17 protein-coding genes and 1 riboswitch are annotated in these 23769 nt (G+C 31.9%); of the genes, 11 read left to right on the top strand and 6 right to left on the bottom strand.

Translation table 11 applies throughout. The annotated features are described in order from the left end of the window. The first annotated feature begins 11 nt into the window (after positions 1 to 11). Complete coding sequence (locus tag J5Y03_RS17025; RefSeq protein ID WP_209407200.1) at positions 12 to 656, top strand: double-CXXCG motif protein; 645 nt, start codon at positions 12 to 14, stop codon at positions 654 to 656. Between the two features lie 635 nt (positions 657 to 1291). After that, positions 1292 to 1903: a sce7726 family protein gene (locus tag J5Y03_RS17020; protein ID WP_209407199.1), complete on the top strand. Its 612-nt coding sequence runs from the start codon at positions 1292 to 1294 to the stop codon at positions 1901 to 1903. Here J5Y03_RS17020 and J5Y03_RS17015 read toward each other — a convergent pair. Further along, complete coding sequence (locus J5Y03_RS17015; protein WP_209407198.1) at positions 1818 to 2936, bottom strand: beta family protein; 1119 nt, start codon at positions 2934 to 2936, stop codon at positions 1818 to 1820. The two genes, J5Y03_RS17020 and J5Y03_RS17015, sit on opposite strands and share 86 nt — an antisense overlap. Positions 2937 to 3660: 724 nt before the next feature. On the opposite strand from J5Y03_RS17015, the gene J5Y03_RS17010 reads away from it, so the two are divergent. The 4 genes from J5Y03_RS17010 (at position 3661) to J5Y03_RS16995 (ending at position 13814) form a co-directional block, all read left to right on the top strand. Further along, the gene (locus J5Y03_RS17010; protein WP_209407197.1) at positions 3661 to 5475 is read left to right on the top strand and encodes a fibronectin type III domain-containing protein; all 1815 of its coding nucleotides are present in this window, start codon (positions 3661 to 3663) and stop codon (positions 5473 to 5475) included. 274 nt (positions 5476 to 5749) lie between these two features. Continuing rightward, the gene (locus tag J5Y03_RS17005; protein WP_209407196.1) at positions 5750 to 11806 is read left to right on the top strand and encodes an RHS repeat-associated core domain-containing protein; all 6057 of its coding nucleotides are present in this window, start codon (positions 5750 to 5752) and stop codon (positions 11804 to 11806) included. A gap of 24 nt (positions 11807 to 11830) precedes the next feature. Further along, complete coding sequence (locus J5Y03_RS17000) at positions 11831 to 12202, top strand: hypothetical protein (RefSeq protein ID WP_209407195.1); 372 nt, start codon at positions 11831 to 11833, stop codon at positions 12200 to 12202. A gap of 1048 nt (positions 12203 to 13250) precedes the next feature. Next, complete coding sequence (locus tag J5Y03_RS16995) at positions 13251 to 13814, top strand: hypothetical protein (protein ID WP_209407194.1); 564 nt, start codon at positions 13251 to 13253, stop codon at positions 13812 to 13814. Between the two features lie 116 nt (positions 13815 to 13930). On the opposite strand, the gene hcp is transcribed toward J5Y03_RS16995, so the two are convergent. Both hcp and J5Y03_RS16985 read right to left on the bottom strand, forming a co-directional pair. Then, complete coding sequence (gene hcp / locus J5Y03_RS16990) at positions 13931 to 15220, bottom strand: hydroxylamine reductase (RefSeq protein ID WP_209407193.1); 1290 nt, start codon at positions 15218 to 15220, stop codon at positions 13931 to 13933. A gap of 216 nt (positions 15221 to 15436) precedes the next feature. Then, the gene (locus J5Y03_RS16985; protein WP_209407192.1) at positions 15437 to 15925 is read right to left on the bottom strand and encodes a DinB family protein; all 489 of its coding nucleotides are present in this window, start codon (positions 15923 to 15925) and stop codon (positions 15437 to 15439) included. A gap of 236 nt (positions 15926 to 16161) precedes the next feature. Between J5Y03_RS16985 and J5Y03_RS16980 the strand changes: the two genes are divergently transcribed. Genes J5Y03_RS16980 through J5Y03_RS16970 form a run of 3 tightly spaced genes read left to right on the top strand, consistent with a single transcriptional unit; the run spans position 16162 to position 17771 of the window. Then, the gene (locus J5Y03_RS16980) at positions 16162 to 16578 is read left to right on the top strand and encodes a MarR family winged helix-turn-helix transcriptional regulator (RefSeq protein ID WP_209407191.1); all 417 of its coding nucleotides are present in this window, start codon (positions 16162 to 16164) and stop codon (positions 16576 to 16578) included. Further along, complete coding sequence (locus tag J5Y03_RS16975; RefSeq protein ID WP_209407190.1) at positions 16562 to 16912, top strand: DUF3147 family protein; 351 nt, start codon at positions 16562 to 16564, stop codon at positions 16910 to 16912. Before J5Y03_RS16980 ends, J5Y03_RS16975 begins: the two co-directional genes overlap by 17 nt. A gap of 43 nt (positions 16913 to 16955) precedes the next feature. Next, positions 16956 to 17771 carry an MBL fold metallo-hydrolase gene (locus J5Y03_RS16970; RefSeq protein WP_209407189.1) on the top strand — a complete coding sequence of 272 codons (816 nt, stop codon included), beginning with the start codon at positions 16956 to 16958 and terminating at the stop codon, positions 17769 to 17771. 45 nt (positions 17772 to 17816) lie between these two features. Here the strand turns inward: J5Y03_RS16970 and J5Y03_RS16965 are convergent, their stop codons facing one another. Together J5Y03_RS16965 and J5Y03_RS16960 are read right to left on the bottom strand one after the other, a co-directional pair. Beyond that, complete coding sequence (locus J5Y03_RS16965; protein ID WP_209407188.1) at positions 17817 to 19193, bottom strand: sensor histidine kinase; 1377 nt, start codon at positions 19191 to 19193, stop codon at positions 17817 to 17819. A 7-nt stretch (positions 19194 to 19200) separates the two neighbouring features. Beyond that, positions 19201 to 19881 (bottom strand): response regulator transcription factor, encoded by a 681-nt coding sequence (locus J5Y03_RS16960; RefSeq protein WP_209407187.1) that lies wholly within the window; start codon positions 19879 to 19881, stop codon positions 19201 to 19203. Between the two features lie 130 nt (positions 19882 to 20011). On the opposite strand from J5Y03_RS16960, the gene J5Y03_RS16955 reads away from it, so the two are divergent. Next, complete coding sequence (locus tag J5Y03_RS16955) at positions 20012 to 21619, top strand: multicopper oxidase family protein (RefSeq protein WP_209407186.1); 1608 nt, start codon at positions 20012 to 20014, stop codon at positions 21617 to 21619. 65 nt (positions 21620 to 21684) lie between these two features. Then, on the top strand, positions 21685 to 21990 hold the full coding sequence (locus J5Y03_RS16950; protein ID WP_209407185.1) for a (2Fe-2S) ferredoxin domain-containing protein: 306 nt from the start codon (positions 21685 to 21687) through the stop codon (positions 21988 to 21990). 105 nt (positions 21991 to 22095) lie between these two features. Here the strand turns inward: J5Y03_RS16950 and J5Y03_RS16945 are convergent, their stop codons facing one another. Continuing rightward, the gene (locus tag J5Y03_RS16945) at positions 22096 to 23064 is read right to left on the bottom strand and encodes a F510_1955 family glycosylhydrolase (protein ID WP_209407184.1); all 969 of its coding nucleotides are present in this window, start codon (positions 23062 to 23064) and stop codon (positions 22096 to 22098) included. Positions 23065 to 23635: 571 nt separating this feature from the next. Beyond that, positions 23636 to 23766: riboswitch (cyclic di-AMP (ydaO/yuaA leader) on the top strand. Positions 23767 to 23769 lie beyond the last annotated feature (3 nt).

Genomic DNA, 23769 nt, shown 5'->3' with positions numbered 1-23769 from the left:
GAGGTTGGAAAATGAAATTTTTCGAAGTAAACTTAGATGAAGGAAGAAGAAAAAAATACGCTGAAGCATGTAGACTTTCTAATAAAACAATTGAAGATATAAATTGTCCAATATGTAACACAAATTGGGTAAACGGAACTTTTGATAGGCCAATAGAAATTATTTTAACTAACAATAATTTACCTGACTATACTTATATTTTTCCTGTGCATTTTGTATCGGAAAAATTGAAAGAAGTAATTTTAAATTACTCGTTATCAGAGATAGCTTTTGAAGAAATATATACAAAGACTTTAGAAGAATTAAATGAAGATCAAATTAAAATGTTTAAATTAGATGGTTTAAGGGTTAAGAATTTTTGTTCTATTCCATCTAGATACTATGCTATTGATTTACCAGAAGGTATTTCTGTTCACTCCGATATGAGTATAGTACTTCATAAATGTGAAAATTGTGGACGACTTAGTTATACTGAGTTAAAAGAAGAAAAATCTATGTTGTTAAATTTTATATTAGATCGTTCTACTTGGAATGGAATTGACTTCTTTACAGTTAAGGGATTTCCTCAAGTTTTTATATGTACAGAGAGATTTATTGAAGTATGTAAAAATGAAAATATTACAGGCATGATTTTTAAAGAAATTGAAGTCCGATAGCTATTTGGAAAATTTTTCGGTAATACTATTTCTAAGAATATAAGTAATATAGAAAAGTGCTAAAAGATTCCAATAGTATCCCTTGGGATTAAAATAGCTTACTTGGACTGAACTGCCCCGTAAATGTTAGACACCAACTAACATTTACGGGGTATTTTTATGGTCAAGTTTACATGGGTCTTCTTATTGGATCTGAAACATTTAATAGGGTAGAACAGAATATATAGTCATGAAAACAATTTTGTTAAATCAAACTTGTTTTTTTATAAATTAATTGCTTAATACTTGAAAATAGATTTATTATTTTAATCATAAAATACTGAAGGGAAGATATTATTTTTATTATTATTTTTCTTGAAAGATTTTAATAAACTATTTAATAATAATTCGAACACTTTGTTATAAGTGGTCGATTAAATAAACTTGAAAAATTATAAGTACCATTGAAGTTATAATTTGTGAATTAGAAAAAAGAGTATTATGAAACACCTTCTAAAAAGGCAGGGCTTAACCCAAAGTTTATTAAATTTGTATCAAAACAAATAAAGGATTAAACTGATTTTTGGTGAAAACTTATTTGAAAAGTGTTTTTGTGATACTACTTTTTTCGGAAATATTAAAAAGGATGAAACTAAATGACAAAATTAAAGGACAATGATATTCGAGAAATTTTAATTTCTGAATTATATAGTAAATATATAAACGATACTAATACAAAAATAGTTAATGAGATGGGTGTTTTACATGGTCATTCTAGAGTTGATGTTGCAGTAATAAATGGTATTTTACATGGTTATGAAATTAAAAGTGAAAGCGACACATTAAATAGGTTACCTAGCCAAATTAATGATTATTGTAAAGTATTCGATAGAATGACAATAGTTGTGCAAAGGAATTATTTAGACAAAACTAAAGAGATTATTCCGAAATGGTGGGGTGTGATACTTGTAACTAAGAACGGTGGAAAGCTTAATTTACGACAATTAAGAAAAGGAAGATTGAATCCGAATATTGATCCGTATGCATTGACACATTTGTTATGGAGAGAAGAGGCTTTAAATATACTAAAAGAAAAAGACTTGCATAAAGGTTATTTAAGCAAGCCTCGTAATATTATTTACAAAAGAATTTGTGAAGTGTTTACTACAGATGAACTTAAGTTCAAAGTGAACCAACTATTGAAGCACCGTGAAGGTTGGAAAGATCATGACTTACTAAGGTTAAATGGTGATTTACTCCCGCAGTAACCCATTTTTCTATGGTTCCCGTTGTAGTTGTTTGATGAGCACAGTTCCAAATATTTTGATCACCATAAGAAAATGTATTGCCACAATATGATACATGATTTATAACATTGATACATATTTGGATCATTTGCCCAAATCCCTTATTTCTGGTGCCGGTACCACGGAAAATGTGAAAATTATTCCCCGAAGTATATTTTATGCCAGCAGCTACGTTAATAAGACGAGGATCGATATTTACAAAATCAGGGTGTGTAATAGTATAATCACCAAAAGTAGGTATTCTTGCTAAACCATAATTTCTTAATGATTGATAAATAATCCATTCTGACCGTGGCAATGTTCCACTAGTACCTGTAGGAATTTTATTTAAATTCTTTGGAAAGGCAGTGCTTGCTAATGTAATTGTTCGCCATTCCATTAAATAAGGTAATTGAACTAATGTCAACGTTACATTGGATAACTGTTGCTTTTCTTGTTCGGGGATAATTTGTTTATAATCAAGTATTACGTCAACCATACTTTTATCCAAATGCAGAAAATTACTTAAATTATCAATATTCTTTTTCAGGTTGAAGATATCTGATAAATCAGCTATTTCTAATCGTAAACAAATACCTCTATTGTATTTACTACAAATTGATTTTATAGCGGTATGAAATGGTTGAGAACGAATTAGTCCCGTTACGGGAATAGCTGGTACACCATTTGATTCAATTTCATCGATGACATATTCAACAGGGTGTTGTCCAGATTGTAAAATATCATCCTCAAAATCTTCATTATCATACAGTGTTTCTAAATCTACAAATATTGGTTTTGCATGATTCCATACAGTTTTTACCTGAGTCCCAACATCTTTCAAGTGATCATCAATTGACTTTCTGAAATCCCCGTTTTCATGATCAAATGGTACTGGTTGGATCTCAATAAGAGGAGTCATGTTATCTTTATAAGTTTGATTAAGGTGTTCTAAAGCAGTACGTTCTCCTCTTTTCCATTTTAAAATAGGAACATAGTGATTGTGGTCAAACATTTTAATACCTCCTTATATAAATTTCTGCTTAATCCTGATGTTACTTAAAAATATGACAAATTTACCGGAATTTTTCAACTATATTTCAATTATAGTGTCATAAATAGTGCAATTTACCTGCTATAACATTTCTTAAAGTTTTAAATATAAACTAGCATTCTTAATCGACTTTAGGAAAAATCTGGTCCTAAAGACTTTTTCGGGAAAATATGAAAAATACAGAAGTTATTACATTATTTTTATAAATCTTTAGAAGCGATAAGACTGATTGAAAATTATAAAATTTAATTCAGTCTTTAAAGTGCGCCCAGAATGTGCATAATCAATAGGGTGTAAGTCCTGAGCCGGAAAGTAGTAGTGGTAGTGGTAGTGGTTAGCTTAATACGAGGGTGTTTGTGGTGACGCAGATTCTGAAGGAAGTCGGCGGCATATTTCCGACCTAAGGAACACAAACTTCATATATGGCTAGGTAACATTGGATGAGTTTGCTTTACAAAACAAAGTATTTAAGAAAATAAATTAAATTTATTGATAATTCAGAATAATTTGTTATAATTATGATAACAAACGACATAACCACACAAAAGGTTATGTCGTTTTTCTTGTTAAAGGAGGGATTATTGAAAATAAAAATCTAAAAATCACGAAATTAACGACTAAAAAGGAGGAAGATAGAATCGCGAATTTTATAATAAAAATTTATATAATGGGGTGAATATTCTCAGTGAAAAAATCAAGTTTATTTATTTTTCTATTATGTATTCAACTAGTGTTTTCATTTATGAGCATCTCCTATGCACAAAATACCTATCGGTACATATACGACGATAATAATAGACTAACTCATTTAGTTAAAGATGATAAAGTAATTACAAAGTTTATCTATGACAAAAATGGAAATCTTATTAAAAAAATTAATTTTATTCCTCAAAATTTAACGATTTCATCTAATTCAAGTACTACAGTTGAATTGAGATGGGACATGGTTTCAGAAGCTAGTGGATATTTTATCTATCAGAATGGTGAAAAGTTAGTAAATTCTATAGAGACAAACACAGTAAAATTGCCTGTCACGTCAAACACCAATTACACTTTTGAAGTAGTAGCATATGACAAGTTTGGAGAAAGCGAAAAAAGCAATAAAATTACTCTTCAATCGAAAGTTCAAATACCAACGAATTTAAAATATACTTCTATAACAGATAAAAGTGTGGATTTAACATGGGATCCTGTGTCAGGGGTAAGTGGATACTACATTTATCAAAATGGAACGAAGCTATCAAATCTCATCAAAACAAATAATGTAAAATTAAACCTTTCTCCAAATACTGACTATACATTTGAAGTTACTGCATTAAATGGAAATAATGAAAGTGATAAAAGTAACAAGCTAATTATAAAAACACTACCAATCCCACCTTCAGCTCCAACTGGACTAACAGTAAATAACGTAACCTCTAATTCTCTCACTTTAAGATGGAATTCTGTAACAGGTGCAAATAGTTATTATGTATATCGTAAGGATTCCAGCACAACATTGCCTTATCAAATAGCTACTACATCAGCCACAGCCGTGGATGTAAAAGATTTAGAACCTTCATCGACGAATACTTTCTTCGTAAAAGCCTTTAATGGAAATTTCAGTCAAAATAGTAACGAAGTAACAATTACAATGCCAGATAGTGAAAATTTAGATACATTTGAACCGAATGATTCTATTGCGACGGCTTATCATATCGAACCCGGTACGATTGAATCGTATATTTGGAGTTCAACTGATGTGGATTTCTATCATGTGTCTCCTGATACAGGAGTCCTAACATTTACTTTAGAAGTTGAAGGTAATCTAGATTACGATATCTACCTCTATTCGAAAGATGGTAAATTGCTAAAACAATCAAGTACTCAATTGGGAAATGTAAAATCCATTTCGTATAATAATGCAAAAGCTAGTGATCTTTATATAAAAGTTGCTGGTTTAAATGGTAGTTTCTCAAAAATTAATAAGTATAAGCTTACTTATATTTATGACGATATTTTAGTTCCGGGACCAGATCCAGGGTGTGATCCAGGGAGAATTTGTCCTAATGATGGAGAAAAATCAGTCACCAGTTTACTTCCTTTAAATGAAATACCTTCAATGAGCATAAAATCTAGTGCATTAACAAAATCACAAGTGGCTATTCTTGAAGACCTTTCCAAAATCGGGGTTTCATTTGAAAGAAAAATAAGAGCATATAATTTACTTGCAGATGTAGGAAAATACGGTGATATTAAATGGCTCCTTAAAAGAAGTAAATCTATTAAGGATAAAACAGAATTAGGATACATTAATTGGACAATTGCAAAACTAGGCTATAAATATTCCAAACAAAATCCTAATAAATCCTTTTCCTATGTGGTTGACCTTTTAGATAGTGAGGATGGAAAAATTCAAACTTGGGTAAGAGAAAGGTTAATAGAGTTAATAGGAGATTCTAAAAAAGTAGATCAAATAATAAAAGAGCATCATGAAAAGGAGAACAAAACAAAAAAATAATAGAATTTCTTTGGGTGTTCCCCGATTATTTCAGGTAATATTCAAGTCAAAAAAATGCCTGATAAGGAATGAACCTTATAAAAGAGATAGAAACAATAGTTGGTAGTACCCTTATAGAGAAATTTTTAAAGAAAATATCAAACTAATAGAATATTATTCATTAATCAATAGAATTTATTGTAAAAATTGTATTCACTTAATTTCTCTTCTTTTTTAGGTATGTTCCCTAAAGGAAATTCTTAAAGTTTGAATATCGATGAAAGGAATTAAATCTATGAGGAAAAAAATTAAGCACAAATTATTATCAGTATTGATATCTATATCCTTATTGCCTTTTGGGAATATTGTTACAGCCCAAGGAACATTGAATATAGATAGTACTACAAGTCAATTGCAGTCGTTAAGTGAAACATATTCTATAGATGCTTCTGAATTGGAACATCAAATACAAGAAGGTTATAGCATAAATGATATACAAAACGCATTAAAGCTCCAGAAGGATACTGGTAAAAACTATCAATCGATATTAGAGAATCTACACCCAGATGTGATGAATATATCGGATCAGGCAGTCAGTCAAGTTACTAAAGATATTTCAGCGAAACTACCTTTCCAAATCAAAAATCCTGGTACGAGATCTACAACAATTGATCCTTCAAAGCTATTAACGACTTTGAAAGCCAAACCAAATGAGGCTCCCTATAGGGTATCTTCCAATCAGGAATCAATCTCGACAGTTTCTGGGGGACTAACCTATCAAGAAACTGACGCTACCTTGCCAGGTAGAAACGGACTTTCTTTTTCATTAACTAGGACATATAACAGCCAGAATGCTCAAGAATACGATATGGATGTAGCTGCTAGCTATGATTTTAATTATTATGTGCAAATCCCAGTTATGACCAAAAAGGAACAAAAAATATATAAAGCGAAAACTATAATGAAAGCCTATCAAGAAGAAGATATTGGGTGCAGAAAAGCAGATGGCGACCCTCCTGACACTCGTACCTACATAGGTGGTAGCCTTGATAAAGAAGAAATATCACCACAAGAATTTTTAAACAGAACGGATGCCTCTAAACAAACTTTCAACAATGTAATTACGCCATGGAGCAAGGTACAATGTGTGGATCCGAATCCTGCTGAGCCTCCTATATTAGGAGCACCAACTGGATTAACAGTCACTAATCGAACTCAGAACAGTATCGGACTAAGATGGAATTCTGTTTCAGGAGCAACTGGATATAATATTTATAAGAATGGAGACCGCGTAGAAAGTACTTCAAATACTAGCTATACAGTAGGCGGACTTAATGCAAATACATCTTATGCATTAAGTGTAGCAGCATATAATGACAATGGTGAGAGTGGTAAAACTAGTACTTCCGGAACTACCTCAGGAGAGCCAGAAAAACCACCATCTCCGCCTGCTGCTCCATCCAATTTTAGTTGGTATTACACTAGTGCTACTAGTATTACAATGTATTGGGATTCTGTATCAGGTGCTTCGTCCTATAATGTTTATTTAGATGGCAATCGCATAGGAAATACTTCATCTACAAGTTATTCAATTAATAATCTTTCCTATAAAACCCATACCATAGGTGTAGCCGGAGTAAACTCAGCAGGTGAAGGTTCAAGAGCAACAAAAAGTGATGTTACCATAGTAGATTGTTCCAAAAACCCAGGTATGTGTCCTTTTTCCAATCAAACTATTAACACAGTTTCTTATCCAAAAAAGAAAACGAGAATATCTTATTATGCAGACCCTGTTACAGTATACGAAGATACTAAAGTGGTTGATTCTAAACCTGAGACAGTCATAGCAGGACCGTATACTCAGCAAGAAGCTGATCAACTGTTAAATGAAATAAAAACATATCCAAATAATTATGTATTAGATAGTACAGAGTGGGGAAATGTAGATGGTAAAGAAATTCGTGAAGTCCAAACATTGAATGGAGCATCATCAAAAGTTGGGCCTATTCAAGAAAATCCTTATTATTATAATACAACCATTTCATCTAAGAAAAATCCAATCGGAACTGGTTGGAGCTGGAACATTCCATACTTAGATACAAAGGTAATTAATGGTACTTCTAAGAAATTTGTTTCTCTTGGAGATGGTACTGTCTATGAAGTGGATGGAAGCTTACTTAAAGGAGATATTTGGAATCAATATTCGTTTCAATCAGATACATCAATATCGATTACAGATCCGCAAGCAAATGATCTTTCAGATAATCAATCTAAGTATGTCGTAACAACTATTGATGGGAAAAATTATTATTTTAATGAAAAAGGGAATCTCATAGTCATTTCTGATTCATATGGAAACCAAATCACCTTTTACTATAAAGCACAAAATCCATATGGAACAGTTATTCGTTCTATTAAGGATTCAATAGGAAATGAGATTAGCATTGATTATACAAAAGATCCAAAGGATGGCACGGATTTAGTTGTTATCAAGAACGGTGCTAAACAAGTTACTTATCGAAAAGGGAAAATAAATAATCTAGAAGTTCTTGCTAAGGTAGTTAACACATCAGGAACTAAAACGTTTGATTACTCAGAAAAACAAGCTAAGTTTAATTTATTACAGCCTAGTCCAGAGGTGAGCAACCCATATATCTTACTTACAGGTGTAACCCATCCAACACAAGCTAAGACAGTTTATACCTATGAGGATACCCCAGTAACATATTTTACTGGCGGAGATTCTGTTAATCAGATGTATAAGGTTCAAAGCCGATATGACGAAGTATATTATACTAACAACCAATCTAAAAAATTTAATAAAGTAGATTACAGCTATCTAGGAGATACAGGAAAACTCGCAAGCTATACGTTCCAAACCATCAAGAAAGGTTTAACGACAACTACGTATACAATTGAGAAAGAATATAAAGATGCCAACACTCCATCTACTTATTATATTAATGAGGAAAAGGACAAAGGAAACGTTATTACAAAAGTAACGAATTATACGTATGATAAAGAAAAGAAAAATCCTCTTCCAATTACAATAAAAACTAAAAACGTTCAAATTGATGGAACAGGAAAAGAAGTTTCTTCAAAAGAAATAATCGTTTCTCGTCAATACCAATACGGAAGAGTCACTTTTGAAAATAATCCATTACAACAAGTTACAACTGAATACACATTAAATAACGTTAACTTAGATATTCCAAACAAGCCAACAACTTCCACTAAGTTTATACTATTACTTCCTAAAAAAGAAACACTCGTTAATTTTCAAAGTGATCAAGGAAAAGATCAAACGATTGATACGGTTTATGGTTATGGATTCAATCAAAATGGAAATATCCAAAAACGTTCGGTTACGATAACAAGTAACAATCAACTCCTTAGCAAAGATGAGTCCAGTGTAGACCAATATGGAAATGTATCCAATATCGTAAAGTATAAAAATTATAAAAATGAAAGCGATAATGAAAAATTAATTGAAGATGTGAACTATGATTCTATCAATCATGCATTTGTATCTGAAATTAACATGAATGTCAAAAATGCGGATGGAAATAACACGACCATTAAGAAATCGTTTGTGTATGAACCATCTACTGGGAATCTTACAAGTTATGTGGACGGAAATGGAAACAGAACTCTTTTGGAATACGATTTATTAGACCGAGTGAAAAAAATAACATATGTGAATCCGAATGATCTGACACATCCCGAAAAATTTTCAACAATAATGAATGACTACAATGATTCGTTGAATGAAATAGTAACCACGAATGAAATGGGTGAAAAGAGCAAACAAACGTGGAATCCTCTTGGTTGGAAGAGTGGGGAATATATTTATCAGGACAATCAATATCAAAGCAAGGAACAAATTGAGTACGACGATTACGGCAGAGTCTATCAAACGACAGATGCAAAAGGTAATGTCACAAGATCCTTATTTGATGAATGGAATCGACCGATAATAAATTATGCAGCAGATTATTCTTATGATCCAATTACAAAGGTAGAAACTGGAGGGAAAACTACCAATGCCTATGATGACATTCGTCATATTGTTTCTACCATAGACAATAATCAGAATATACTCGAAGAAACCTATGATGATTATGATAGGATTTTACGGAAATCAAAGAAATGGACAGATTTAAATAACATTAATCAAAGTGGGACCTTTGAAACGTATATTTATACGGGAGATGATTATCAGATTGAAGATGCGAAAGGGTATAAAACATCCTATGATTATGATGCCCTTGGTCAACTTTCATCGGTAACCTATCCTGCTAGTTTACCGAATATACCTAAAGATCAAAAGTATACTTATCATTATGACCTAATGGGAAACTTGGATCAGATTACCTATCCAGATCAAAAAAATCTGACAAAAACATATGATGGGTTGGGAAGATTACTTTCTGAAAAGGATCCTGAAGGCAAAGTCGAGAAGTATTATTACGATGGAAATGATAATCTTATAACTAGAAAAGATAAAAATCAAAACGAGTTTACAAATGTATATGATTATCGGAATTTCCAAACTGTTAAACTTGCTTCCACTGATTCCATCCTAAAAGACAAAGTGGAATACCAGTATGACAATACAGGCAGAATCGTGGATATGACGGAATATTCAGGCTTAAGTCCGAAAACAACCCACTATGAGTACTATACAGCAAACAATCCTGAAATAGATAAATATGTAGGTCTTCTTAAAAAGAAAACTATCCCAGATGGTAGTACTTTTGCCTATAAATATAACAAAGGTGGAAGTCAAAGCCAGGTAGACATTCAAATCGGGGATACCAAATGGTCGATGAAGTATGGTTATGACAAGATGGATAGAATGCAATCCGTCAATGCATCTATACCAAGTCTACCGCAAGAAAATATTAACGAGACATATGCTTATCAGAATAATGGGTTACTGAAAAGGGTCACACGTTCAGGATATTCGGAAAAAAATCTAGTCTATAATGGATTATTATTAGATACATTAAGTGATAAAAGCACAACAAGAGGAAATTTATTCTCATCAATTTCATATGGATACGATAAGAATGAGAATATCACAAGTATCAAAAATGACAACAACCTTCAAAAATTTTCGTACGATGAGCTAAATCGGATACTTCATTCAGATATCAATCAAGAAGATTATACCTATGATAATCGAGGGAACCGACAAACACTCCAAAGTAACAAATTACCAGATTCTAAAACGGCTCAATATGAGCATGATATTTGGGATCGTTTATCAAAGGTTACTACAGAAGATGGAAAAACAGTAGATTATCGATATAACGGCGATGGATTAATGGTGGAGAGAACTGAAAATGGAGTAACCACTCGTTATTATTATGATGGTGATGATATCGTTGCTGAAGGAAAAGTCCAGCCTGATGGAAAAGTTACATCAATCGTTCGATATTTAAGAGGTGCAGATGGTCTAATTGCTCGAATAAGTGAAGATCCTGCCGAAAAAGCTGACTATGGTGGTATTGCATACTACCAAAAGAATGGACATGGAGATATTATCGCTTTAAGAGATAAAAATGGAAATCTATTAAACTCATATTCTTACGATATATGGGGAAATATTCAATCTGAAGGAACTAAAGAAACAATATCAAATCCGTTTTTATATTCCGGAGAATATTGGGATAACACAACTTCTTTACAGTATTTACGAGCAAGGTGGTATGATCCATCTATCGGGAAGTTTATTTCTGAGGATAATTACAAAGGAGAAATTAAAAATCCTTTGACACTTGATTTATATTCCTATGCTGCAAACAATCCTATGCGTTACCATGATCCTAATGGACATTGGTTTATAGATGCCATTTTCCTAACAGTAGATTTTTATCAATTTATTAAACATCCTACAATAGGAAATGCTGCATGGATAGCAGCTGATGTTTTGTTCTTTTTAGATCCAACAGGAGCTGGTTCTTCAGCTGCCCATGGAATTAGAGTTGGGGAAAAGGCTGTACAATCTTCACATGGATTGAAATTGAATTTACAGTTATTTGCTTTTAAAGTGATATCATCTATAAAGAATGATCCTAGGTTAGTTAAGGCTGCAGAACAAATGGGTAAAGATAAAAGAGTTCAAAAGGAAGCTGATAAATTAATTGAAAAACTAAAACAGGGTAATTTTAATCCAGGAAAGGGTAATAATTCCCTAGGATTTGGTGGTATACATGAACTTCGTGGAGATAATGGAGCTAGGGTTTATTTTAGAAATATTAATGGTGGAATTGAAATATTAGCAAAATCTAATAAAGATAATCAAAAACAAGTAATTAATGTATTAAGACAACTTTATGGGAAATAGTCTTACAAAGGAGGAAAGGGCTTTATGAGGATTAAGGATATAGAGTTTCCTGCATATTATGAGACATTAGATAAAAATAATGGTAACCTAGATGTATTTGTAAAGATGACTGATGGAATGACATATACAATGGTAGTAACTACACCTAATAATTACTATTGGTACATGGATAAGGAAGGTTTAGATTATATTCCAGCAGCTCCACCTGACATTATAGTAAGAACATTAACTAAAGAAAATATCTGGAAAGCAATTGAATCGTTTGCAGAAGATAATGGGTATTGGTTAAAATTATATTTTTTAGCAGGTAAAGTGGAAGGTGTATTTGACAATAATAAAATGAATAAAATGATTGAAAAAATTAAAAAAGAAGTAGATGAATTAAAAGATTTATAAGAATTAGATGTCTATCATAATTGGACATTTTCAGTCATTTCTCGAATTATGATTAATAATCATTGCAACTATTCTCAATATAATAAATAGAAACATTGATTAGCCAACTAGAGTGAACCTTTAAAGTGGGAAACAGGAAAAAACACCTTTTATTTCGTATAGTTAAACTATATTACATAAGGGGTGTATTTTTTATAGGAACGAGAATGCATTATGATCATGAGTTAAAGTGGAAGGCAGATAAGATGAAAGTATTTTACGAAGGAAAAGGATTTGATTATAAAGTAGAAAGTAAAAATTTATCTTTATGACTATTCACAATATGTCATACAAGGAGAGGTAGCTAACGCACTTTATAAACAAAAACTTAAGGAATCTTAGTTGCGGTGTTTGGTCTTAGTGGTAATGAAATGTTCAATTTTATTTATCCGGCACACAAAAACTTCAAATTCCAATTAAATATGGAAAAGTAATTACTAAAACTATCTCGAAATACCGAGTAGATTGCCACTATGATGATACATTTAGAGTATTATTTTCCTTATCAAATAAAAAATAATAGGAAAAAGTAAGATAGTGAGAAATGTACCTAATGTTTTTTTAATAGTTACATTTCTTTTTTCTTTCATAATTTGTATTTGCATGGTATCCTTATTTTAATTTTTTTCGGTTAATTATGACAAAAATAGGTAAAGACGATAATTTTTTGAACCCATTTCGTTTATTTTTGAAAAAAATTTAAATAACAGTGTTGATAAATTAATAACTCATTTCGGCTAATAATGAAAAATCACAGTTGATTGTGAAATTTCATGATTATCCGGAATGAACTCATACAAATCAGAGAGGAGCATATTCGTTAATTTTCGAATATGTTCCTTTCTTTTATTAAACTACCGGGTAGGTTAGTGAAATAAAAAGAGTTAGAATCTATCAAAACAAATTAATGCTACAAACTTATTACTTGATAAAATCCTTGATGAAACTAAAGTACAAAATCTTGAAGATTTAGTTTTTTGTTTATATTTTATAAATAAGAGGAGTAGTTATGAAAATAAAAACAATATTACTTTACACAGTTCCGTTTCTTTTAAGTGTACTAATTACAATCTGTTGTGGAATACCTGAAACACTAGCATTCGTTGTAGGTTGGTTATTTGTTTCAATTTTTATGTTAGGCGCACCAATTTTAGCTTTTTGTTTACCTTACTGGCTTTATTTTTTATACCTCGGAAAGTACTTTAAAAAACCATTTTGGTACTCTTTTCTAGCTTCTTTTGGAACAATACTTTTGTTAGTGATGTTTTTAATAGGTTCAGCTAAAATGTATAAACCAATCGAAAATAAAATTTATTTTACAAATGATGTAAAAACGATGTTAACAAAACGTTCGCTAACTCTTTTTGAAGAAAGAATGAATACTAAAGGAAAAGTTAAAGAAATTAACAAGATAAGTAGAATGGAAGGTTGGAATGATGTTGAAGTTAGTGGTCTTGTAGAAGGTAGGAAACTTCAAATCGTTGTTATTCCAAAAAATAAAGAAGATAAACTAACAATACATTATAATTATCTATATAAGGATGGCAAATGGTCATTAGAAAGTACAAATTAACAAACACCATTCATTTTAAATATATATGATTCTACAGGTTACCAAAATATAAAGCCAGTATCTATGATTACTCTGTGATCAAAGATACTGGCTAATTTTTATATTTATTTTAGATTTTATCCTTGTAGCATTGCTTTCATATCGTCTTGTGCATTTGTGATTAATTTTAAGCCAAATGTATCAACTAATACATTTAATACTCCTTCATTAATAAAGTCAGGTGCTTTTGGTCCGATACGAATATCTTGGATTCCAAGACTGAATAACCCTAATAATATAGCCACAGCTTTCTGTTCAAACCAAGAAAGTACAATACTTACTGGCAATTCATTGACACTACAATTAAATGCTTCCGCTAATGCAGCCGCAATTTTAATTGTTGAAACAGAATTATTACATTGCCCTAAATCAATAAATCTAGGAATATTTGTTCCATTTACATTGCCGTAGTCTACATCATTAAAGCGGAATTTACCGCAAGATGTTGTTAGAACCACTGTATTATTAGGTAAAGAAGTTACAAGTTCACGATAATATTCTCCACCTTTTCCTGGCGCGTCACAACCTGCTACAACAAAGAAGCGTTGAATTTTCCCATCTTTTACAGCATTTACAATTTCAGGTGCAATAGACAAAACTGTTTCGTGATGGAAACCAGTTGTCATTACTTCTTCTGATTCCATATTTGCTTCTGGTAATTCTAAAGCTCGTTGAATTAATGGTGAAAAATCATCCCCAATAATTTTTGTTACTCCTTCTAATCCTGCTACTTCATAAGAGTAGAAACGATCTGCATAACTTCCTTTAATTGGCATCACACAGTTTGTGGTTGCTAAAATAGCTCCAGGGAATTTTTCAAATAAACGACGTTGATCAAACCAAGCTTTCCCTATGTTTCCTTTTAAATGTGTATATTTTTTCAATGCTGGATAACCATGAGCTGGTAGCATTTCAGAGTGGGTATAAATATTTATACCTTTTCCCTCTGTTTGTTTTAACAATTCTTCTAATGCAAATAAATTATGACCAGTTACAACAATGCATTTTCCTTCGATTTTATTAGAAGAAACTTGTACAGGTTCGGGAATTCCAAAATGTTTCGTATGAGCTTCATCTAAAAGCTCCATTACTCGAATGGCTGCTTTTCCTACTTTCATAGCCATATCAATGTGCTCTTGTACGTTAAAATTAGAATTTGTTAACGTCATATATAAAGCTTCATGTGTTACTTGGTCAATAAATGGATCTGTATAGCCTAATTGAGCTGCATGTGTACGATAAGCCGCAATTCCCTTTAACCCATAAATCATCGTATCTTGTAAACTTGCAATTGTTTCATCTTTTCCACATACACCTACAATCTTACAGCCACCTTCTGGGGTTTGTTCACATTGGTTACAAAACATCATACATCCTCCTTGCTATTTTTAATAACCTTAGTATACTTTTGGATGTATTTGTTTGAATGTGATTTGAATCACATATTACTTTGGAATTGTGAATAAATTTTGACAAATTAAGTGAAACAAAGTGATGTCACTTTTATTGTGTGTGCCTGTCACTTTTAAAATGTGGATAAAATGTTGAAAAAGCCGGGGATAAACTCGACTCTTTTGCTGAAATTAATCATCTGTCCCTAATACATCTGTATTAGGTGGTTCATAACCCATCTGGCGTAACATAGCTACAATTTGCCCCTTGTGATGAAATTCATGAGTAATAGTATGCGTTAGTAATTTTCCAGGCGTGATTGACATCATTTCTGGTGCTGCTCTCCAAGGGATATTTCTCTCAATCTGTTCATTTAATTGATTTCCGTATCGTTCAAATACTTCAGCTACAAAGGAATCCACTTGTTCGAATCGTATTTTTATTTTTTCCAAATTGAAATGATCTAGTTCTTCTTTTGGGGTTATGGGTTTTGTCGTCTTTAATAAAACAAATGAGCCGAGCCATGCATAATAACAATCTGCTATATGTACTAATGAGTCTCGCACACTCTGCCAAGCAAATCCATTTTGGCGAGTAAAATCATTTGGTTCTAGCTCGCTACAAAAATCTAACAATACTCCTCGAGTCTGCCGAACCCAATCATATTCGTTTCTATTCATCAATTACACCCACTTTCAAAAAATAATAATACTTATTCTATATATGTGAGAAAAAACCTTTTATTCAGTTGTGTGTGGAAATATAGTGCCTATGCCTGTCACTTTTTAAGTTGTGGATAAAATGTGGAAAAAGTTAAGGGATTAATAATATTTAGAAAACTTATTAATGAACTATTGTAAATTTCGTTTTCTCTTGATAATATATCGTATAGAACGATATATTAGAGGTGTAAAAAATGAGCGTTAATTTTATTAATGAAGCATGGACGGATCTGTATTACCTTTTACATTATAAGCATGAGGAATCTTTAACCCATCAAAATGTTAGATGTATGCAAGCTATTAAAAAGAATAATGATGTAACGATACAACACCTTTCTGAAGTATTAGATGTTACGCATCATACAGCATCCGAACATATTAAGAGGCTGATTCAAAAAGGCTACGTACAGAAAGAACGGTCGCTTCAAGACAAAAGGGTAGTCTATGTGACGCTTACGAAACCTGGAGAAGAAGTTCTTAAGCGAAACACAGAGCTAGATGAGGAGAAGTTACAAAAACTTTTAGAGCGCTTTAGTGCCGAAGAACAAAAAAGGATTATTGATACATTTGCTTTATTAAGTAAGGAGGCTAAACATGTCTTTTCTAATTAAAACGACCGTTTCAGCACTAGTTATTGGTCTAGTTACTATTCTTGCGAAACATTCTCCTAAATACGGAGGAATTGTGGCTGCTCTTCCTCTAGTTAGTCTATTAAGCCTTTTTTGGCTAAAGGTACAAGGGGAGCAAACAGGTAATTTAAGTAAGTTTTTATTTGGGGTTTTATATGGTTTACCAGGTACAATCATTTTAATTTTAATTGTAGCTGTTGCTCTTAAGCATTCTACTCCATTCTTTTTATCAATCATCATGGGAGTTGGTGGATGGGGACTATTGTTATTCTTACAGAAATTTTTACTTTCAGGTCTATTTTCTCGTTTTCAATAATTAAATATTTTGTAATGTGAAAATTATAATGAGGGGGATACGTATGTTAAATCATATTTGTACTACATGTGGGGTTCAATATTCAAAAACTCAAGATGCTCCATCTGAATGTGTCATTTGTAATGAGGAAAGACAATATATTAATCCATCTGGACAATCATGGACAACTCTTGAAGAAATGCAGAAAAGTAGACTATATAAAAATGAAATTTTAATGGAAGAGACTGGATTATACAGTATTACTACAAAACCTGAATTTGCAATCGGTCAGACAGCTTATTTAGTACAAAGTAAAAATTTTAATATGTTGTGGGATTGCATCACTTATTTAGATGAAAGTACGAAAGAAGAAATACATAAACTTGGTGGTATTCACGCAATTGCGCTTTCGCATCCACATTATTATTCAACACAAGTGGAATGGGCAGAAGCATTTAATGTTCCAATTTATATTCACGAAGATGATAAAGAGTGGGTAAATCGCCCAAGTAAACAAATTATTTTCTGGTCGGGAGAATCCTTGGAATTAACTGATGAAATCACAATTTATCGTTTAGGTGGCCATTTCAAAGGTGGGGCAGTATTACATTGTAATGATGGAAAAGGAATTCTTCTATCTGGTGATATTATTCAAGTTGTTTCCGATCGAAAATGGGTAAGTTTTATGTATAGTTATCCAAATTTGATTCCATTACCTGCTAATAAAGTAAAAGAAATGGCAGAAAAGGTTAAAGAGTTAAAGTTTAATCGTTTATATAATGCATTTCATAGAGTAGTAGTTGAAGATGCAAATCAGGCTGTTCAAAAATCGGCTGAACGTTATATAAAAGCATTAGAGGGAACACTTTTTCATACTTAAAGTAAAAAAGGGGAGCAAAGAATATTATTGCTCCCTTTTAACTTGTTATAATGGAATAATTATAGTAAAGATTGCTCCCTGCCCAACTTCACTCCCCACGCTAATTGTACCGTTATGAAGGTTTATAATATCATAAGCGATTGCTAATCCTAATCCTGTACCACCTTTTGATCTGGTTCTAGATTTATCGACGCGATAAAATCTTTTGAAAATATGAGGTAAGTCTTCTTGTGGTATACCGTCACCATAATCCTTTATGACTAACTGTAAATTCTGATCTGAGCTTGATACGGTAATCTGAATGAATGAATTCGAAGATGAATATTTGAATGAATTCATAATTAAATTGAATAGTACCTGCTCAATACGAATCTTATCAATATTTGCAGTAAGGTCTTCTTCACAGTTTATTGTTAACTTAATATTTTTTTCCAGTAAAGTAGGTAGTGTCTTTTCGTACACATTTGATAATAGAGACTCAATACTAGTTATTTGTTTTTGGATATGGAAGTTATGCTGTTCCATCTGAGCAAGAAGCATTAGTTCCTCTACTAGTTTTGTTATATGGTCAGCTTCTTCGGTGATAATATGAAGATACTTCGTTCGTTCTTCTTCACTAATCGATGCTCGAGTTGCTATATCAGCATATCCTCTAATAAATGTTAAAGGTGTGCGAAGCTCATGTGCTACAGAGGCTAAGAACTCATTGCGTTCTTTTTTCATAAAATTTAGTTCGTTTGCAAGTCGTTGAATTGATGTGGCTAATTCATTTATTTCATCATTTGTATGAAGATCTAATTCAACTGATAAATTCCCTTGTGCCATTTTTTCAGTTTCCTCTTTCATCCGTAAAAGAGGTCTAGTAAGTATTTTAGAGAGAATTATAATTGTGATAATAGTAGTAATAAAGGTTAATAGTCCAGTAACGATAAAGATAATTTTTAATCTGGAGACTAGATCCTGGATATTACTAGTTTGCAAAAACATGTAGACATAGCCTTCAACTTTATTGTTAATGATAATCGGGCTGACAGTTGAAATATAGTTTGCATCTTTCCAATCCGAGTGAATAACAGAACCAGACTCTTTTATCTTTGACTTATTTATTTTAAGATGCTTTTTCATTAAAGGGTCTAATTGGTGAGATTTTCCTAATATATTTCCATTTATTGATTGGATAACAACCTTCGTATTACTTTCCGATTCCATTAATGCTACGTGATGAATAACTTCTTCATTAAAGTGCTTTTCTAAAACATCTCTATGACTATTTCCACGGGCTAGTAAAGATTCAATTTCCTCATTCACACGTGAATTAACTAGCGAGACATATAAAATAAAGAATAATAATGTTTCGATAACAAGTGTTAAAAATAAGAATGAAATACCTAGTTTAAGTGAAATAGGCTTCGTTTTTAGCATAAATAATTTAACCATTGTCGTTTGTTTGCCATTTATATCCAACCCCATAAACAGTTTTTAAATAGTCATCTACTGGAAAGTCACTTTTTCTTAATTTATCTCGAAGATTTCTAATATGTGAGTCTACTGTACGGTCTTCGGTACCTGAAGAATAACCCCAAACTTTTTCAATCAAGTGTTCACGGCTAAAAACATAGTCAATGTTTCCAATAAAAATTTCAAGTAATTTAAATTCGATTGGTGTTAATGTGAGTATTTTTTTGTTAACAACAACTTTGTGTCTTTCTCTGTCTAGTTCAAGGTCTTTAAACTGTTTACTTGTATTTTTTGTTGCCCTTCTAAGTATGGCTTTTACTCGTGCAACGAGTAAGTCTTCATGGAAGGGCTTTGTTATGTAATCATCAGAACCGAGATGTAGTCCTTTAACCATATCGTGTCTTTGATCTCTTGCAGTCACCATCATAATGGGTATATCACTAAACTCTCTTATACGTCGACAAGTTTCCCAGCCATCCATTACTGGCATCATGACATCTAAGAGAACTAAATCAAAGGTAGAATGTGAAAGAGCTTCAATTGCTTCCAATCCAGATTGTACTTTTTCGCAGTGATACCCATATGGTTGTAAATAGAGTGATAGTAGATCAAGCATGCGTTGTTCGTCATCAACTAACAATAGTTTTATCATTACATACCTCCTCTAATTGTTAAAAAGTGTACCATAGAAAAATGCAGAAATCATGCAGAAATAAGTGTGCATTCTGCACGAGTTTTGCAAATTTCTTTTGTAAAATTGATTCAATGAAAGGAGGAGTTAGATGAAAAAGATAGTATTCGGAACCGTCCTTTTATCGAGCGTTTTTATTTTAGGAGCATGCTCAAATGGTATGGGCAATCACGATATGTCTAACATGGGTTCAATGAACATGAATAAAAAAGATACAAACAAATCAAATTTAAAGATAAAAGGTAAAGAAGGAACACCACTTCAAATAATGAATGGTCCTGAGGTGACACTAGTAGCAAAAGAAGGAAAACAAACTTTAAAAAATGGTGTTGTGGTACCAGTATGGACCTTTAATGGAGCGGCACCGGGTCCAGAAATCAGAGTGAAAAAAGGTGAACATGTCAAAATTACGTTGAAAAATGAACTACCAGCACCAGTTTCAATTCATTGGCATGGCTATCCAGTTCCCAATTCGATGGATGGTATTCCTGGTGTTACCCAAGATGCAATTGCACCTGGAAAATCATTCACGTATGAATTTACAGCAAATAAAGTAGGAACATATTGGTATCATTCTCATCAAGATTCTGTTAACCAATTAGACCGTGGATTATACGGAGCATTAATTGTAGAAGATAATGAAAAATTTGATCGTGATTATACTTTAATGCTGGATGAATGGGTTAGCAATAAAGACGAAATCAAAAAGCAACTGGATCAAATGGTAAGTGGTGGAGCTAAAAGTGACAAAGATATGAATATGTCAGGAATGGACCATAGTTCCATGAACATGGATCATATGTCTTCTTCAATGAATATGAGGGGACATAATATGAGCATGTATGACGTGTATACAATCAATGGGAAAAGTAATGGTTTGACAAAAGAATTGCATGTGAAAAAGGGTGACAGAGTGCGTCTGCGTTTCATAAATGCAGGATATTTAACACATGCCATTCATTTGCATGGTCATGCTTTTAAAATCATTGCAACGGATGGACAGTCACTAAATAAACCTCAACTAATAAAAAATGAGCTACTTTCTATTTCACCAGGTGAACGATATGATGTAGAGTTTACTGTTAAAAATCCAGGTAAATGGTATATCGAAGAACATGGGGAAGGAAAAGCAGTCAAAGGCATGAAAACAATGATTGTTTATGATGATGTAAAGAAAGGGACTGACCATCCAAATGAAAAAGAGTCATTACTAGTCGTAGATCTTACGAAGTATGGTCAACCCAAATTAGGTGAATTTACATTAAATACTAAATATAACCTTGAATATGTTATGAATCTTGGAACATCAATGAAGGGGAATAGTATGCAATATACTATTAATAAAAAATCGTTCCCTAATATTCCACCTTTAATTGTAAAAAAAGGTGATTTAGTGAAAGTAACATTAAAAAATACTTCTATGATGGATAATCATCCAATGCACTTGCATGGTCATTTCTTCCAAATATTAAGTAAGAATGGTATACCGGTTACTGGTTCACCAATTATAAAAGATACATTGAGTTTAAAGCCTGGGGAAGAATACGTTGTTGCATTTAAGGCAGACAATCCAGGAAATTGGATGTTCCATTGTCATGACTTACACCATGCAGCAGCTGGTATGGTTTCTGAGGTCAAGTATGAAGGATATAAAACAGACTATAAGCCAAATGCTAGTGCTGGAAATATGCCAGAATAGCTATCTCTCTAGAATAAGTTCCTTAATGACATTGTCTAAAAATGTTTATACAGAGGAGAATATTAATGGGGATTACAAATAAAAAGTATCATGTACTACTGTGTAATGGAAAGAGTTGTAAGCTAAAAGGAGCAGAAAAAGTAACAGAAGTCATAAGAGAAACAATAAAAGAATGTAGATTAGAAGATATTGTTCATACAACAAAAACATTATGTAATGGTGAATGCCTACATGGTCCTGTAGTTGTATTGTATCCAAATGGAATATGGTATGAGAATGTAGATGCTGAGATAGGAGATTTATTAATCAAACAACTATCTAAAGATACAATAATGAGTAAAAACCAATTTTATTTTATTAAGAATAGCTAGTATAAGCTATAAAATAGAGGCTATAAAGTTCCTAATAGATGAAGAAAACCCGCAAAGAAATTACTATTCTTTGTGGGTTTTTACGTATCAAGGTATTTATATTTATTATAGAATCTCTTTCCATGTTTTCCCTTCATCTAGTGATTGAAATATTTTATTTTTCATTGTTGTGAAGGTCATTTTTCTTTCATCTTTAGGATTTATTGAAATAAACATTACCATATCATCTTTAGATAGCTCCGGTAACGATAAAGGTGACGTTTGATTTGATACTAAATCGTATCGCTGTAAATTTTTCTTCCCGTTTTGAAATATGATGTAGTATAAATATTTATCTGAAAAAGTTGATGTATTTATTTCAGAAGGAGAACTAATTAAAGAAAATGATTTCCCTTCATCTGTTGATAAATATAATCCTTCATTAGAATTCATTGCGATAAGACTAGTCTTACTAGGATGTAAACTAAACGAATTTAAAGAATTAGGTAATCCTTTAGGGATTATTTGTTTCCATGATTCCCCTTCATTTTTACTTATATAAAATCCAGTATCTAATTCTGAGTTCTTTTCTTGATTAAATACAAAAATGTCATGACTAAAATAGCCAACAGACATGTTATGAAAATCTGTTACACCATAAAATTTAATTGGCGAAATTGTTTTTCCTCCATCTACACTTTTAACTAATCCTAATGGGTTTTTTAAATTAGAATTGGATTCGGGATGCCCACTAGCAAAAAATCCGTTAGTAGTTGCTTGGAATCCCATATAGTCATTATTATTTTCTTTTGTTTCGTACCAATCTTGTCCATTATAGATTTTTATTCCATTATGAGTTGCTATGACAAATCCATTCATGTTACCTGGATAGCCAGTTCCATGAATATGCTCAATCTTTAGATGATTGTTTTTTATGTAAAATGAATTATTTAATGAAACAATAGTTTTTTTATTGTTGTCCTTTTTTGTTACTTGTTTATTTTCTGTTAAACTATCTTTTGGATTATTTGCTGAACAAGCACTGAAAAGGAAAGAAATTGAAATAATAGATGAAACCAAAAATAGCTTTTTCAAATAGATAACCTCCAAAATTATTTGCTTATTATCTTACTAAAAAAATATCAAGATTTTGTGCAGAGTAGTTCGAATTTAGTTATCACCATGGTGCGAATTTTTATTAGCATGGATGTCTCTTTTATTAAAGCTTGTTGCTATAAGGTTTTATAACTTTAAAGACAGAGGTTGATTGGAACGGAAGGATGAAGGGCTCCTGTGGGAAATGTGGGAAGGCTGAGACCCCACAGGAGCGTATGCGACGAGGAGGCTCAGCTCACGTCCCAAGGAAAGCGAGCATTCCTACGTTCCAATCAATTTACACATACTGAAATTAACTACAATGAATAAGAAAATAGCTTATAAAAATTAGGGAATGAAAGTTTTTACTATCCAATAATTTATAGAAATGCAGAGCAGAGAGTAATTATACTTTTTGCTTTTTTATTTCCATTTTTCAATAATGCACTTTGATATTTTCTAAATAAAATTCACTTCATTAAAATTTACAAATCAATAGAAAAATTAACTTTACAATTTTAACCAGCAGATATATATTTACATTTATAAAAATAAATATTAAACATTTTAAAACCTTAAATTGCTTAATCTGAAAAGAGCGGGGGAACCATTTTTTATGGGGTGAATCCTTCTTAGTGAAGGTAGGGGTACTCTTTAATCCCGAATCCGACAGCTAACCTCGTCAGCATATAGAGAGTAGGTTTA

This window comes from Gottfriedia endophytica (genome assembly GCF_017814275.1).
GTDB lineage: Bacteria > Bacillota > Bacilli > Bacillales > Bacillaceae_G > Gottfriedia > Gottfriedia endophytica.
The sequence above is the reverse complement of the archived record's forward strand: the minus strand, read 5'-3'. Positions and strand labels throughout refer to the sequence as shown.